At 46.5% G+C, this 15,046-nt stretch carries 9 protein-coding genes, 3 rRNA genes and 2 riboswitches; all 12 genes read left to right on the forward strand.

Going from position 1 to position 15,046, the window contains the following annotated elements; genetic code table 11:
* The first annotated feature begins 87 nt into the window (after positions 1-87).
* The 12 genes from L985_RS02565 to purB all read left to right on the forward strand — a co-directional run bounded on the left by L985_RS02565 (position 88) and on the right by purB (position 14,996).
* Entirely contained in the window at positions 88-1,188 is a 1,101-nt protein-coding gene (locus L985_RS02565; RefSeq protein ID WP_029340733.1) for a DUF4236 domain-containing protein, read from the forward strand.
* A gap of 278 nt (positions 1,189-1,466) precedes the next feature.
* Complete coding sequence (locus L985_RS02570) at positions 1,467-2,018, forward strand: hypothetical protein (RefSeq protein ID WP_047391457.1); 552 nt, start codon at positions 1,467-1,469, stop codon at positions 2,016-2,018.
* Positions 2,019-2,520: 502 nt separating this feature from the next.
* Positions 2,521-3,525: a DUF2382 domain-containing protein gene (locus L985_RS02575; RefSeq protein ID WP_047391454.1), complete on the forward strand. Its 1,005-nt coding sequence runs from the start codon at positions 2,521-2,523 to the stop codon at positions 3,523-3,525.
* Positions 3,526-3,756: 231 nt separating this feature from the next.
* Positions 3,757-3,858: riboswitch (purine riboswitch) on the forward strand.
* A 135-nt stretch (positions 3,859-3,993) separates the two neighbouring features.
* On the forward strand, positions 3,994-5,298 hold the full coding sequence (locus L985_RS02580) for an NCS2 family permease (protein ID WP_029340736.1): 1,305 nt from the start codon (positions 3,994-3,996) through the stop codon (positions 5,296-5,298).
* Between the two features lie 83 nt (positions 5,299-5,381).
* On the forward strand, positions 5,382-6,293 hold the full coding sequence (locus L985_RS02585; protein ID WP_029340737.1) for a proline dehydrogenase family protein: 912 nt from the start codon (positions 5,382-5,384) through the stop codon (positions 6,291-6,293).
* Positions 6,294-6,611: 318 nt separating this feature from the next.
* A 16S ribosomal RNA gene (locus L985_RS02590) occupies positions 6,612-8,173 on the forward strand.
* 167 nt (positions 8,174-8,340) lie between these two features.
* Positions 8,341-11,254, forward strand: a 23S ribosomal RNA gene (locus L985_RS02595).
* A gap of 46 nt (positions 11,255-11,300) precedes the next feature.
* Positions 11,301-11,416 (forward strand): 5S ribosomal RNA (gene rrf, locus L985_RS02600).
* Together the 16S, 23S and 5S rRNA genes form the textbook arrangement of a ribosomal RNA operon.
* A 99-nt stretch (positions 11,417-11,515) precedes the next feature.
* A complete protein-coding gene (locus L985_RS02605; protein ID WP_029340738.1) occupies positions 11,516-11,713 on the forward strand; it encodes an NETI motif-containing protein in 198 nt (65 codons plus the stop codon).
* A gap of 208 nt (positions 11,714-11,921) precedes the next feature.
* Positions 11,922-12,023, forward strand: a riboswitch (purine riboswitch).
* An 89-nt stretch (positions 12,024-12,112) separates the two neighbouring features.
* Positions 12,113-12,604: a 5-(carboxyamino)imidazole ribonucleotide mutase gene (gene purE / locus L985_RS02610; RefSeq protein ID WP_029340739.1), complete on the forward strand. Its 492-nt coding sequence runs from the start codon at positions 12,113-12,115 to the stop codon at positions 12,602-12,604.
* Complete coding sequence (purK, locus tag L985_RS02615) at positions 12,601-13,704, forward strand: 5-(carboxyamino)imidazole ribonucleotide synthase (protein WP_047394958.1); 1,104 nt, start codon at positions 12,601-12,603, stop codon at positions 13,702-13,704. The genes purE and purK overlap by 4 nt, the downstream gene beginning before the upstream one ends.
* On the forward strand, positions 13,701-14,996 hold the full coding sequence (gene purB, locus L985_RS02620) for an adenylosuccinate lyase (RefSeq protein ID WP_029340741.1): 1,296 nt from the start codon (positions 13,701-13,703) through the stop codon (positions 14,994-14,996). The genes purK and purB overlap by 4 nt, the downstream gene beginning before the upstream one ends.
* Positions 14,997-15,046 lie beyond the last annotated feature (50 nt).

Consider the following 15,046-nt stretch of genomic DNA (forward strand, 5'->3'; position numbering starts at 1 on the left):
GGGAAAGTACTTAATAAATAGATAATGGATAAAATTTACATTAATAATTAATACATGTATATTTAATATAGTGAGGAGAGGGTCGAATTGGGATTAGGATTTAGAAAGAGTTTCAAGATTGCACCTGGTGTAAGAGTTAATGTTTCGAATAAGAGTATTGGAATCAGTGGAGGCATTAAAGGGTTAAGGTATTCTGTAAATTCAAGAGGACAGCGTAGAACAACTGCAAGTATTCCTGGAACAGGTATTTCTTATACCAGTACATCAAGCTCTGGAAGAAGGTATAAAAGTGCTGCGATGAATAATAGACAGCAATTAATTCGTCAACAGAAAGAAATTGCAAAACAAGAGGAAATACAGAGAGCAAAATATGAGGTAGAAATGTATGAAAATAAAATCGAATTAATACATTCAATTCATAAAGAATGTGATGATACTTTCGACTGGTTAGATATAAGTCGTTCTAAACATCCGCATCACAATAATCAAATGGGTAGATATGAAATAGAAGCACAGCATAAGCTAGATTCTTTTAAACCTAGTCTATTGCAAAAAATTATGAAATCTAGTAATAAAGCTGAACAAAAACTACGTGAAGAGTTAAAAGCTGCTAAAGAAGAAGACCACAAAGAATTTCAAGAGCTACAAAGAACTATAGACATTGCTAAGAGAGTATTAGATAAAGATGTTGAAACCTATCTTAATGTTATTGAAGAACTTTCACCTTTGGAAGATCTTTTAGAATTTGGTAGTGGTTTTGAATTCTTCATTGATGACCCAGAGGTACTAGAGGTGGAATTTAACGTCCATTCGAAAAATGTAGTACCAATACAAGTTAAATCTTTAACTAAAACTGGTAAGCTTTCTATGAAAGACATGACTAAATCAAAGTATTATGATATTTATCAAGACTATGTTTGCAGTTGTGCAATTCGTATTGCTAGAGATATGTTCGCTGTTTTACCTTTCGAAACTATAGTTGTGCATGCCGTGGATGAACGACTTGATACAACTACAGGTAAGGAATCAATAATTACAATTCTTTCTGTAAAATTTATTAGAGGAACACTCAATGCTCTTAATTTTGAAGCACTCGACTGCTCAGATTCAATGATGAACTTTGTTCATAACATGGATTTTAAGAAGACGAAAGGATTTTTACCTGTAGATAAATTAAAATTCATTTAATTCCTTTCTAATTGTGACGGATTTTGCTCACTTAATTAAAGGAGTAACTATCTAGTTTAATAAAAGGGATTCACTACTTTTAGTCTTTTTTCTACTTACTTTACTTATGTTTTACTATCTAATGCTGTGTTAATTAATCTCAAAATTCGATTTTAAAATGAAACTCTCTTTTATTCGGATGATTTATGAATGAGAGTGAGTTTTTTTGTGACCAATAGTATGGAGCTGTTTCTTCAACTTTTGAATACATCATTAAAAGAAACAGGAGGCGCACTCTCATGATAGATTGGACATGGACTGAAGTCGATCGACTAGAAAAACAAGAGAAATGGAATGAAGCCAAAGTATATCTTTTAAAATCTTGGAGACAACATCCTGATGATCTCAAAACAGTCATTCGACTGGGCTTTTTTTGTTGGTACGTCACCTTTGAACATGGACCATTAGAAATTACAGAGAACGACATAGATATTAAGGAATTAGAATCTTTACTAAAGGAAGTTACACATGATGGTTTACGTCATTTTATGAACTATGAGGATTTTCTATGGTGTTTTGGTTATATGATTTCGATGACTCCTTATTATTTTGGAGAGTACAACGAGTGGGAAGAAAAAGGGACATCCATGTTACGACGTGCTCATGAATTATGTCCAGATGAACCGATTTATGCTTATTCTTATCTCAGGTCATTCTCAAATACTTACGGAACACGTGAAAACGAATTACAACAGATACAAAACGTATTAGAGAATCGTTTTAAAGGAGAGGGATTATTATCCGATTACTTTAAAAGTACGGTATTTAACATTAGACTTGATTTGAAATAGTAACGAATAGTCATCAAAAAAGTTTTTAATTCCGAACCTTCAGATAAAGTAAGTAGTTAAGTTTCGTTTTTATGGTTCAATCATAAATTTGACCATGCTATGATGTGGCTGTCTTTGTTTTTCATATCAATAAAAATATTATCGTATAATTCCGGGTACAAGGTTTGAGAGACTTTACAGGAACACCGTAATGATTGCTATTATGGCGCACATACAACATCGTACGTTTATTGAAACGGCTTTTACTTCTTAGGTAAGGGTCTTTTCTTGTTGCGTAGCATGACTTAAACGTTTTAAACAGGACGAATTTTAATAATGAGCATGCTCTAGTAAACAGGACCAATACATTTTAAAAAGACACCCGTAACTAAAAAAGATGTACAAAAAAATCAGGTTTAATCAGAAAAAAAGTAGGGGAAATCCAAACTGTTGGCATATAAGATTGATTTTCAAGAGCTAATTATTATTTTTTGTGGCATTTATTAAAAAGGAGGAAGAGATCATGACGAGAAAAGAAGGTACATTTATCCAAGTATTTAATACCCAAGCGGAAGTACTGAGTAAAGTAAACGAATTAAAAGCGCAGGGATATGACGAAAGAGATATGTATGTCGTGGCTCAAGATAAACATTCCTTCTCTATGGTAGAGAATCAGACAAACGTCAATGTAGATACTGCCGGTGAACAAGAGCACCAAGGATTTATGGGGAAATTCATGGCTGCCTTTTCCGACGACTCTTCTACGGAAGCATTCCGGGGAATGGGCTTATCGCATGATGAATCAGAAGAATACCGTCGTCAGGTAGAAAGCGGCAAGTTGGTTTTATATGTAGACAGCGACTATGGCGATTCTTACGAAAAGTATAATCAAAGCTACAACCAAACTTCTGGAGTAAACGATAATCAATATGATCGCACGGGAGTCGAAGCAAATCGGAATCACAACGACCATCTTTCTGATAATGGTTCTCTTTCCGGTATAAATCGAGACCCAGGCTACGATAACACTCTAGGTGCAGATCGAAGCCGAGAATATGACGATACTTCAGGCGTCGATCGGTCTGATATAGATCGGACTGGCGTTACTGAAATGAACAGTGATACAGAAGAAGAACGCCTTCGCCTGCATGAAGAGCGGTTAAATGTAGATAAAGAAAGAGTGCAAACAGGGGAAGTAAACGTCAGTAAACACGTAGTCGAAGATCAACAATCGATCGAGGTGCCGGTAGAGCGGGAAGAAGTTTATGTGGAACGGCGTAAAGTGGATCATAATGCGTCGGGAACAGATGCTTTTGTAGATGAGAACGACTCCATCCACGTACCGCTTTCAGAAGAAAAGGTAGTAGTATCAAAAGAAGATGTAGTCTCTGAAGAAATTGTTGTTGGAAAACGTAAAGTGCGAGATACAGAAACTGTATCTGAAACGGTACGACGCGAGGAAGCAGATATTGATGAAGGTACGGATACGAGAACGGACGTAGAACGTGACGATCGTAAACGACTGTAATAGATCAAACTAAGAGGGGAGATAGCGATCAGCTATCTCCTTTTTTAAGGAAATTAAAAAGAATAATGGATGCCTCATTCATTACGTCTTTTTACTGCAAATTAAAGATAACTCAAAAATAACGCTTACAAAACCGAACGTTCGGATAAAATAAGTGGTTAAATTTCGTTTTTATGGTTGACCCGTGAATTTGAGCATGCTACGATGTGTCTGTTCTTATTTTTCATACCACTAAAAAAACATAAATAATGCCGTATAATTCTGGGGATAGGGCCCGGAAGTCTCTACAGGAACACCGTAAAGGTTCCTACTACGGCGCACACGCAGCATCGTGCGCTTATTGAAACGGCTTTTACCGCTTAGGTAAGGGCCGTTTTTTGTTTTCAAGGAGACGGCTTATTTGGAAGGAAGGCAATCATGAGCACACAATTGAAACAGCCACACCAACCGAAAGCAAAAGAAAATGCGATTGCGCGTTTCTTTGATTTCAATGGGCTTGGTACGAACATGCGTACAGAGTTCATCGCCGGCATGACGACATTCTTCGCCATGGCGTACATCTTATTCGTTAACCCGAATACATTAGCCGAAGCAGGCATGGATGCAGGAGCGGTCTTCGGTGCTACAGCACTTGTCGCAATCATCGGTTCCGTCACGATGGGATTACTCGCGAACTATCCAATCGCGCTTGCACCAGGAATGGGACTAAATGCTTTCTTCGCCTACAGCGTCGTCATCGGAATGGGCATTCCATGGCAAACCGCACTTTCAGGTGTTCTCGTCTCAGGTCTTGTGTTCATGGTATTAACGGCTTCAGGTATTCGCGAGATGATCATCAATGCGATTCCAGAACCATTGAAAATGGCAGTTGCAGCGGGAATCGGATTATTCATCGCATTCATCGGATTAAAAACAGGTGGCTTAGTCGTCGCGAATGAAGCGACGCTCGTCTCGCTCGGTGATTTAAGTAAAGGAACAACGCTTCTCGCGGTATTTGGTCTTGTCGTATCTGCGGTCCTAATGACGCGTGGTGTTAAAGGGGCAATCTTCTTCGGAATGATCCTAACGGCAGTTGCCGGAATGATTTTCGGTTTGATTCCAGTTCCAACAAGTCTTGGTGAAGTCATTTCAGCACCACCGAGCATCGCACCGACGTTTGGACAGGCATTCCTTCACTTTGATGAAATCTTCACGGTTCAAATGATGATCGTCATCCTAACTTTCTTCTTCGTTGATTTCTTCGATACAGCAGGTACACTGGTTGCAGTAGCAAACCAAGCCGGTCTGATCAAAGAAAATAAAGTACCACGTGCAGGTCGCGCATTAATCGCTGACTCAACAGCAACCGTAGCGGGTTCGATTCTCGGAACGTCGACGACGGTTTCCTACATCGAGTCAAGTGCAGGGGTCGCAGCGGGCGGTCGTTCAGGAATGACGGCAATCGTCACAGCGTTATTCTTTGGTCTCGCTTTATTCTTCTCACCATTGCTCGCAATCATTACAGCACCGGTCACAGCACCCGCATTGATCATCGTCGGTGTGTTGATGGCAGCTTCACTGCTTCAGATTGATTGGAAAAAATTTGAGTACGCTGTTCCAGCTTTCTTGACCGTCATCATGATGCCGTTGACGTATTCAATCGCAACAGGGATTGCATTCGGCTTCCTCTTCTATCCGGTCACGATGATTGCGAAAGGACGAGCAAAAGAAGTGCACCCAATCATGTACGTGTTGTCACTCGGCTTCCTCGGTTACTTCATCTGGTTGCACTAATCCAAACTGCGTCTTTCTTCTATATAGAAGAAAGACGTTTTTTTGTTAGGAGAGGGTAAGGAAGAAGAGAGAGGGTGATTCAGATGTTACAGCAGATTACTGGACCTGTATTTGAATACTTGGCTGAGAACAGACTGTTGATTCAACTAGCTAGAAAAGTCGGATTACCACTTGGTGGGACGTTATTCGTCGGAGGGCAGGGCGCTGAAGAGACACTCGACACGGTCAAACAATTCAATCAAGATGGACGAGCCGCCACAATAGATTGTTTAGGCGAGTTCGTCGAGACAGAACAGGACGCGGTAGATATCGCGGATGAATGCATCAAAGTCATCGGACAGATCAAAGCATATGATCTAGACGCGCAAGTATCTTTAAAGCTGACATCGATCGGATTAAGAATTGATCCGGATATCGCCTATCAACAGTTGAGTCGCATCGCGGAAGTTGCAGATCAACAAAACATGCGTGTGACAGTCAATATGGAAGAGGCGGTGATGATCGAGTCGATCGTCCGAGTATTCGAGCGTGTACATGAACATTATCCGAACGTCGGGATTGCGCTACAGGCAAACGTCTATCGAAGTCGATTTGATTTAGAGTATCTTCAGGCAACAGTGCGTGTCGTCAAAGGGGCATATGACGGAGACGATGAAACTTATATTCAACCAAAGAAGACAGTAGATGAGACATACCTTCAATTAGTAAAAGTGAATTTGCTAAATGGGAACTACACGCAAATCGCGACACACGATGAACAGATCATTCGACAAATCATTGACTTTACTCAAATGAAACAGATTGATCGATCACAGTTTGAATTTCAAATGCTTCAAGGCATGCGACCGAAACGACAACAAGAGTTAGTTCGACAAGGTTATCGTGTTGTCATCTACGTGCCGCATGGTGTCGACTGGTATACGTATTTGATGAGACGGTTAGCAGAACGCCCGGCAAATATCGCGTTTACAGTAGGTGCCATGTTAAGAAGGTAAAGACTTTGCAAAGAGGATTTAAACTCTTTGCAAAGTTTTTTTGAAATAATGCTTGTGTTTGTCGAATTTTGTTGTTATATTAATAAATGTTCCAGCGAGACGCCTTTTATAAACGGTTCGTTGGGGCTGAAAAGTTTTTTAAAAAGCATGGTTGACATAAACAAAACAACCTGTTAATCTATTAAAGTCGCTAAGGCGGCGGACGAACTTTGAAAACTGAACGATGAGGCAAAAATCGTATTCTACGGAATACAAACATGAATGAAGCGCAAGCTTCGTCAATCGTGACTTCGGTCACACAACGAGCAAGTCAAACACTTTATGGAGAGTTTGATCCTGGCTCAGGACGAACGCTGGCGGCGTGCCTAATACATGCAAGTCGAGCGCAGGAAACTGACGGAACTCTTCGGAGGGAAGACAGCGGAATGAGCGGCGGACGGGTGAGTAACACGTAAGGAACCTGCCTCAAGGATTGGGATAACTCCGAGAAATCGGAGCTAATACCGGATAGTTCAACGGACCGCATGGTCCGCTGATGAAAGGCGCTTCGGCGTCACCTTGAGATGGCCTTGCGGTGCATTAGCTAGTTGGTGAGGTAACGGCCCACCAAGGCGACGATGCATAGCCGACCTGAGAGGGTGATCGGCCACACTGGGACTGAGACACGGCCCAGACTCCTACGGGAGGCAGCAGTAGGGAATCTTCCACAATGGACGAAAGTCTGATGGAGCAACGCCGCGTGAGTGATGAAGGTTTTCGGATCGTAAAACTCTGTTGTAAGGGAAGAACACGTACGAGAGGTAATGCTCGTACCTTGACGGTACCTTACGAGAAAGCCACGGCTAACTACGTGCCAGCAGCCGCGGTAATACGTAGGTGGCAAGCGTTGTCCGGAATTATTGGGCGTAAAGCGCGCGCAGGCGGCCTTTTAAGTCTGATGTGAAAGCCCCCGGCTCAACCGGGGAGGGCCATTGGAAACTGGAAGGCTTGAGTACAGAAGAGAAGAGTGGAATTCCACGTGTAGCGGTGAAATGCGTAGAGATGTGGAGGAACACCAGTGGCGAAGGCGACTCTTTGGTCTGTAACTGACGCTGAGGCGCGAAAGCGTGGGGAGCAAACAGGATTAGATACCCTGGTAGTCCACGCCGTAAACGATGAGTGCTAGGTGTTGGGGGGTTTCCGCCCCTCAGTGCTGAAGCTAACGCATTAAGCACTCCGCCTGGGGAGTACGGCCGCAAGGCTGAAACTCAAAGGAATTGACGGGGACCCGCACAAGCGGTGGAGCATGTGGTTTAATTCGAAGCAACGCGAAGAACCTTACCAACTCTTGACATCCCATTGACCGCTTGAGAGATCAAGTTTTCCCTTCGGGGACAATGGTGACAGGTGGTGCATGGTTGTCGTCAGCTCGTGTCGTGAGATGTTGGGTTAAGTCCCGCAACGAGCGCAACCCCTATCCTTAGTTGCCAGCATTTAGTTGGGCACTCTAGGGAGACTGCCGGTGACAAACCGGAGGAAGGTGGGGATGACGTCAAATCATCATGCCCCTTATGAGTTGGGCTACACACGTGCTACAATGGACGGTACAAAGGGCAGCGAGACCGCGAGGTGGAGCCAATCCCATAAAGCCGTTCCCAGTTCGGATTGCAGGCTGCAACTCGCCTGCATGAAGTCGGAATCGCTAGTAATCGCAGGTCAGCATACTGCGGTGAATACGTTCCCGGGTCTTGTACACACCGCCCGTCACACCACGAGAGTTTGCAACACCCGAAGCCGGTGAGGTAACCGCAAGGAGCCAGCCGTCGAAGGTGGGGTAGATGATTGGGGTGAAGTCGTAACAAGGTAGCCGTATCGGAAGGTGCGGCTGGATCACCTCCTTTCTAAGGAAAACGTCCCTTACGGGACATGCCCATCGTTCAGTTTTGAGAGCTCGTCTCTCAGTCTCGATAGAGACACTCGCACCTTGAAAACTGAAGACATCAACAAGACATCAAACTTTTAATTAACCATGTCATTTAAGACGTGTGTTCTTAGAATACCAACGCTAGATCAAGGTATGAAGGGCGTACGGTGGATGCCTTGGCACTAGGAGCCGATGAAGGACGCGACGAACAGCGATATGCTTCGGGGAGCAGTAAGTATGCTTTGATCCGAAGATTTCCGAATGGGGGAACCCACCATCTGTAATGGGATGGGACATGTTACATGAATACATAGTGTAGCGTGAGGCAGACCCGGGGAACTGAAACATCTAAGTACCCGGAGGAAGAGAAAGCAAATGCGATTCCCTGAGTAGCGGCGAGCGAAACGGGAACAGCCCAAACCGAAGAGCATGCTCTTCGGGGTTGTAGGACACTCTATACGGAGTCAAAAAGGAAGACAGTAGGTGAAGGACCTGGAAAGGTCGGCCGAAGAAGGTGACAGCCCTGTAGCTGAAACTGTTTTCCCTCCAGAGTGGATCCTGAGTACGGCGGGACACGTGAAACCCCGTCGGAATCCGGGAGGACCATCTCCCAAGGCTAAATACTCCCTAGTGACCGATAGTGAACCAGTACCGTGAGGGAAAGGTGAAAAGCACCCCGGAAGGGGAGTGAAATAGATCCTGAAACCGTATGCCTACAAGTAGTCAGAGCCCGTTAACGGGTGATGGCGTGCCTTTTGTAGAATGAACCGGCGAGTTACGATAACGCGCGAGGTTAAGCCGATGAGGCGGAGCCGTAGCGAAAGCGAGTCTGAACAGGGCGTTCAGTGCGTTGTCGTAGACCCGAAACCAGGTGATCTACCCATGTCCAGGATGAAGGTCAGGTAACACTGACTGGAGGTCCGAACCCACGCACGTTGAAAAGTGCGGGGATGAGGTGTGGGTAGCGGTGAAATGCCAATCGAACCTGGAGATAGCTGGTTCTCCCCGAAATAGCTTTAGGGCTAGCCTCGAGGTTGAGAGTTCTGGAGGTAGAGCACTGATTGGACTAGGGGCCCCCACAGGGTTACCGAATTCAGTTAAACTCCGAATGCCAGCAACTTATACTCGGGAGTCAGACTGCGAGTGATAAGATCCGTAGTCAAGAGGGAAACAGCCCAGACCGCCAGCTAAGGTCCCAAAGTGTATGTTAAGTGGAAAAGGATGTGGCGCTGCCTAGACAGCTAGGATGTTGGCTTAGAAGCAGCCACCATTCAAAGAGTGCGTAATAGCTCACTAGTCGAGTGGCGCCGCGCCGAAAATGTAACGGGGCTAAACATACCACCGAAGCTGCGGATTCCGTAAGGAATGGTAGGGGAGCGTTCCAAACCGCTGTGAAGCTGTACCGGAAGGAGCAGTGGAGCGTTTGGAAGTGAGAATGCCGGTGTGAGTAGCGAAAAGAGGGGTGAGAATCCCCTCCGTCGAAAGCCCAAGGTTTCCTGAGGAAGGCTCGTCCGCTCAGGGTTAGTCTGGACCTAAGCCGAGGCCGAAAGGCGTAGGCGATGGATAACAGGTTGATATTCCTGTACCGCCGATCCACCGTTTGAACAATGGGGGGACGCAGGAGGATAGTGACGCATGCGGATGGAAGTGCATGTGCAAGTTTCAAGACCGTCTGATTGGCAAATCCGTCAGGCACCAAAGTCAAGGAACGATGCGGAGTCCCGTAGGGACGTAGGTCACGATTTCACACTGCCAAGAAAAGCCTCTAGTGAGGGGGAAGGCGCCAGTACCGTAAACCGACACAGGTAGGCGAGATGAGAATTCTAAGACGCGCGGGATAACTCTCGTTAAGGAACTCGGCAAAATGGTCCCGTAACTTCGGGAGAAGGGACGCTCTACATGAGTAGAGCCGCAGTGAATAGGCCCAAACGACTGTTTAGCAAAAACACAGGTCTCTGCTAAATCGCAAGATGACGTATAGGGGCTGACGCCTGCCCGGTGCTGGAAGGTTAAGGGGATGGGTTAGCGCAAGCGAAGCTTTGAACCGAAGCCCCAGTAAACGGCGGCCGTAACTATAACGGTCCTAAGGTAGCGAAATTCCTTGTCGGGTAAGTTCCGACCCGCACGAAAGGCGTAACGATTTGGGCACTGTCTCAACGAGAGACCCGGTGAAATCATAGTACCTGTGAAGATGCAGGTTACCCGCGACAGGACGGAAAGACCCCATGGAGCTTTACTACAGCCTGATATTGAGGCTTTGTGCATGATGTACAGGATAGGCGGGAGACGTCGAGCCCGGAGCGCCAGCTTCGGAGGAGTCACCCTTGGGATACCGCCCTTCATGCATAGAGTCTCTAACTCGCAGCCGTGATCCGGCTGGAGGACCGTGTCAGGCGGGTAGTTTGACTGGGGCGGTCGCCTCCTAAACAGTAACGGAGGCGCCCAAAGGTTCCCTCAGAATGGTTGGAAATCATTCGTAGAGCGCAAAGGCAGAAGGGAGCTTGACTGCGAGACCTACAAGTCGAGCAGGGACGAAAGTCGGGCTTAGTGATCCGGTGGTTCCGCATGGAAGGGCCATCGCTCAACGGATAAAAGCTACCCTGGGGATAACAGGCTGATCTCCCCCAAGAGTCCACATCGACGGGGAGGTTTGGCACCTCGATGTCGGCTCATCGCATCCTGGGGCTGGAGTAGGTCCCAAGGGTTGGGCTGTTCGCCCATTAAAGCGGTACGCGAGCTGGGTTCAGAACGTCGTGAGACAGTTCGGTCCCTATCCGTCGTGGGCGCAGGAAATTTGAGGAGAGCTGTCCTTAGTACGAGAGGACCGGGATGGACGCACCGCTGGTGTACCAGTTGTTCCGCCAGGAGCATCGCTGGGTAGCTACGTGCGGACGGGATAAATGCTGAAAGCATCTAAGCATGAAGCCCCCTCCAAGATGAGATTTCCCTTTGAGTAATCAAGAAAGACCCCTCAGAGACGATGAGGTAGATAGGTCACGGGTGGAAGCATGGCGACATGTGGAGCTGAGTGATACTAATCGGTCGAGGCCTTGTTCTAGCAGATGCTTGTTGATGACTTCAGTTTTGAGGGCGCGAGCCCGTCGTCTGGTGACGATAGCCAAGTGGTCACACCCGTTCCCATGCCGAACACGGAAGTTAAGCACTTGAACGCCGAAAGTAGTTGGGGGCTTCCCCCTGTGAGGATAGGACGTTGCCAGGCAAACGGTGGTTCTGGAGCATACGCTCAAGGGCCGCCGCTTTTTTGTGTCTTTTTGTAGAAAGGCATGCATCTATTTTAATGAAGGGACTGAACAGGGATATGGCGAAAAAAACGAAACTACGCGTAGCCGTCGAAGAGAACGAGACGATTGGTGCTTGTTTGGATCGTATCGATGCCATGGGATACCGCCCGACGGTCCGACGAGAAGAGCCGATCTTTGGATTAGACGCTAATGGCGAACCGTATCCAATTCGTCAGCAAATCGTCTTCGATTGCAAAGTGAAAGAGAGCGAATAACTACTTCAAGCATCGTCCGAATGAATCGGACGATGCTTTTTTTATACTTTATTTCATTTGATGTCTCCAGAGAAAATAAACTCCGAATGGACACTAGATGAAATTAAAAAAACACCTTTTAAAACCGAACGATAAATTTTCAGACAATTAAATTGTTCGCCTTTAGTTGACGCCTTGGGATGGACTTGTTAAGATGAAGTCGTGACAGGATGATTGAATATAAACACCTCGTATAATAGCAGGGATATGGCTTGCAAGTTTCTACCCAACGACCCTAAATCGTTGGACTATGGGGTATATGGATGTTCGTCGATATTTCTTTGGCGTACCTTTTTATACCCTAAGCCACCCTTTTAGCCGTGGTTTGGGCTTTTTTTATGTACAAAGGAGGAAACAGCGATGGGAAATGTAGAAGTCGGCGTCATCATGGGAAGTCAATCGGATTGGGAAACGATGAAGCATACATGCGATGTGTTGGAGCAACTTGAGATTCCGTACGAAAAGAAAGTCGTTTCCGCACACCGGACACCGGATCTGATGTTTCGTTATGCTGAATCAGCACGTGAACGAGGACTGAAGGTCATCATTGCCGGTGCAGGCGGTGCTGCTCATCTACCGGGCATGGTTGCCGCTAAAACGACATTACCCGTCATCGGTGTTCCTGTGAAAAGTAGAGCGCTCCAAGGAATTGATTCCTTGCTCTCGATCGTTCAAATGCCAGGTGGTGTACCGGTCGCAACGGTCGCGATCGGAGAAGCAGGCGCAAAAAACGCCGGATTGCTAGCTGCTCAAATTCTTTCGATTCAAAATGAACGACTTGCCCGCAAGCTCGATCATATGCGTGTCGAACTAGAAGGAGACGTCATTGCATCTGGAGGGAACCTGCTATGAAACGAATTGGGATACTAGGCGGCGGTCAACTCGGTCGAATGATGGCTCTGTCAGCGCGTGAGATGGGCTTTGAGATTTTGACACTCGATCCAACGGACAACGCACCGTGTGCGCAAGTGGCGGATCAACACATCCAAGCTGATTTTTCGGATGTCGAGGCAGCAAAACAACTCGCAGCTGAATCGGATGTCGTCACCTACGAATTCGAGAACATCTCGACGGAAGTCGCTGAAGCAATCGGAACGAAACTGATTCACGGCACCGATCTTCTTTTTCAAACGCAACATCGGGTACGGGAAAAAGAGATGATTGAACGCATTGGGCGCTCCGTCGCTCCGTATTATCCGGTGACGCATCCTTCTGACTTAGAGGAAGCAAAACAGCGACTCGGGTTACCATTCGTCTTGAAGACAGCACGATTCGGATATGACGGAAAGGGACAGACCGTCATTCGGACGGAAGAACAGTTCCAAGCGGCAATCGAAGGATTTGAACCGACAGAGTATGTCGCGGAGCAGTGGTTACCGTTTGATCAAGAAATTTCCGTCATCGTCACTCGAAGCGCAACAGAGACACGCGTCTTCCCGGTCAGTGAGAACATACATCGAGAAAACATTTTGCATCTATCGATCGTACCGGCACGGATTTCTGAATCGCTCGAACAAGAAGCGATTGCGCTCGCCGAATCCATCGCGGATGCCGTCGGTCTGATCGGTACACTGGCCATCGAGTTGTTCGTCGTCGGTTCTCGACTGATCGTCAATGAACTAGCACCCCGACCACACAATTCGGGTCACTATTCAATCGATGCTTGTGAAACATCCCAATTCGAGCAACATATCCGTGCCATCAGTGGTCTCCCACTCGGTGATACCCGTCTGACGACACCGGTCGTCATGGCGAACATCCTGGGTCAGCATGTCACAGCATTATACGAGGAACTACCGAGATTAGACGCTCGGACGAAAGTTCACTTATATGGAAAAGCAGAAGCCAAGACAGGGCGCAAGATGGGCCATTTAAACATTCTTGCGGACACCGTCGACGATGCTTTGGCAGAAGTCGAACGCCTGTCGATATGGAAGGAGACAGTTCAATGATCGAACGGTATACACGTCCTGAGATGAAAGCGATCTGGACCGAACAAAACAAATTCGAGGCTTGGTTAAAAGTCGAGATTCTTGCGTGTGAAGCATGGAGTGAACTAGGGGTCATCCCGAAAGAGGACGTCCAGTTGCTTTGGGACAATGCCTCATTTGATGTCAACCGCATCCTTGAGATCGAGCAAGAGACACGTCATGATGTCATCGCCTTCACGCGTGCCGTCTCTGAAACACTCGGAGAAGAACGCAAGTGGGTGCATTACGGACTCACGTCAACGGACGTCGTCGATACAGCACTCTCGTATCTGTTGAAGCAAGCAAACGACATTCTTGCTGCGGATCTCGATCGGTTCATCGACATCTTAAAAGTCAAAGCGAACGAACATAAATATACGGTCATGATGGGACGAACGCATGGCGTACATGCAGAACCGACGACGTTCGGTCTGAAACTAGCGCTTTGGTATGAAGAGATGAAACGAAACAAAGTCCGTTTTGAAGCAGCACGTGAGACGGTCGAATACGGCAAGATGTCAGGTGCCGTCGGAACATTCGCAAACATCGATCCATTCATTGAAAAGTATGTCTGCGAAAAGTTAGGAACAAAACCGGCTCCGGTCTCAACGCAAACGTTACAACGTGATCGTCATGCACACTACATGTCGACACTTGCTCTGATTGCAACATCAATCGAAAAGATGGCAACGGAAATCCGGGGTCTGCAAAAGACGGAAACACGTGAAGTCGAAGAATTCTTCGCTAAAGGTCAAAAAGGATCATCGGCGATGCCGCATAAGCGGAATCCGATCGGTTCAGAGAACATGACAGGTCTTGCCCGAGTCATCCGTGGACACATGGTGACAGCGTACGAGAACGTCTCACTCTGGCACGAACGGGATATCTCGCATTCTTCGGCAGAACGTATCATTCTTCCGGACGCAACAGGATTGCTTAACTACATGTTGAACCGTTTCGGAAACATCGTGAAGAACTTGACGGTCTTCCCGGACAACATGAAGCGGAACATGGACCGGACGTTTGGTGTCATTTTCTCTGGACATGTCTTACTCGCTTTAATCGAAAAAGGCTGGTCGCGTGAAGCCGCCTATGATTTCGTTCAACCGCGTGCGATGCAGGCGTGGGAAGAACAAATCATGTTCCGTGACTTGTTGTGGCAAGAAGAAGAGATTCAACAGCTTTTCACAGAAGAAGAGCTCGATGCGTGTTTCGATCCGACGTACCATACGAGTCGCGTCGATGAAATCTTTGAACGGTGTGGCTTGAACTAATCAACCTGAGACGGGGCACTTGCCCCGTCTACATCTTAGGATCATGGGGG

This window comes from Exiguobacterium sp. ZWU0009 (assembly GCF_000798935.2).
Classification (GTDB): Bacteria; Bacillota; Bacilli; order Exiguobacteriales; family Exiguobacteriaceae; genus Exiguobacterium_A; species Exiguobacterium_A acetylicum.

Excerpts from the sequence above, each read along its gene's own strand:
- L985_RS02570 (WP_047391457.1), top strand. The coding sequence starts at position 1,467 with ATGATAGATTGGACATGGACTGAAGTCGATCGACTAGAAAAACAAGAG.
- L985_RS02575 (WP_047391454.1), top strand. The coding sequence starts at position 2,521 with ATGACGAGAAAAGAAGGTACATTTATCCAAGTATTTAATACCCAAGCG.
- L985_RS02585 (WP_029340737.1), top strand. The coding sequence starts at position 5,382 with ATGTTACAGCAGATTACTGGACCTGTATTTGAATACTTGGCTGAGAAC.
- L985_RS02605 (WP_029340738.1), top strand. The coding sequence starts at position 11,516 with ATGGCGAAAAAAACGAAACTACGCGTAGCCGTCGAAGAGAACGAGACG.
- purE (WP_029340739.1), top strand. The coding sequence starts at position 12,113 with ATGGGAAATGTAGAAGTCGGCGTCATCATGGGAAGTCAATCGGATTGG.
- purK (WP_047394958.1), top strand. The coding sequence starts at position 12,601 with ATGAAACGAATTGGGATACTAGGCGGCGGTCAACTCGGTCGAATGATG.
- purB (WP_029340741.1), top strand. The coding sequence starts at position 13,701 with ATGATCGAACGGTATACACGTCCTGAGATGAAAGCGATCTGGACCGAA.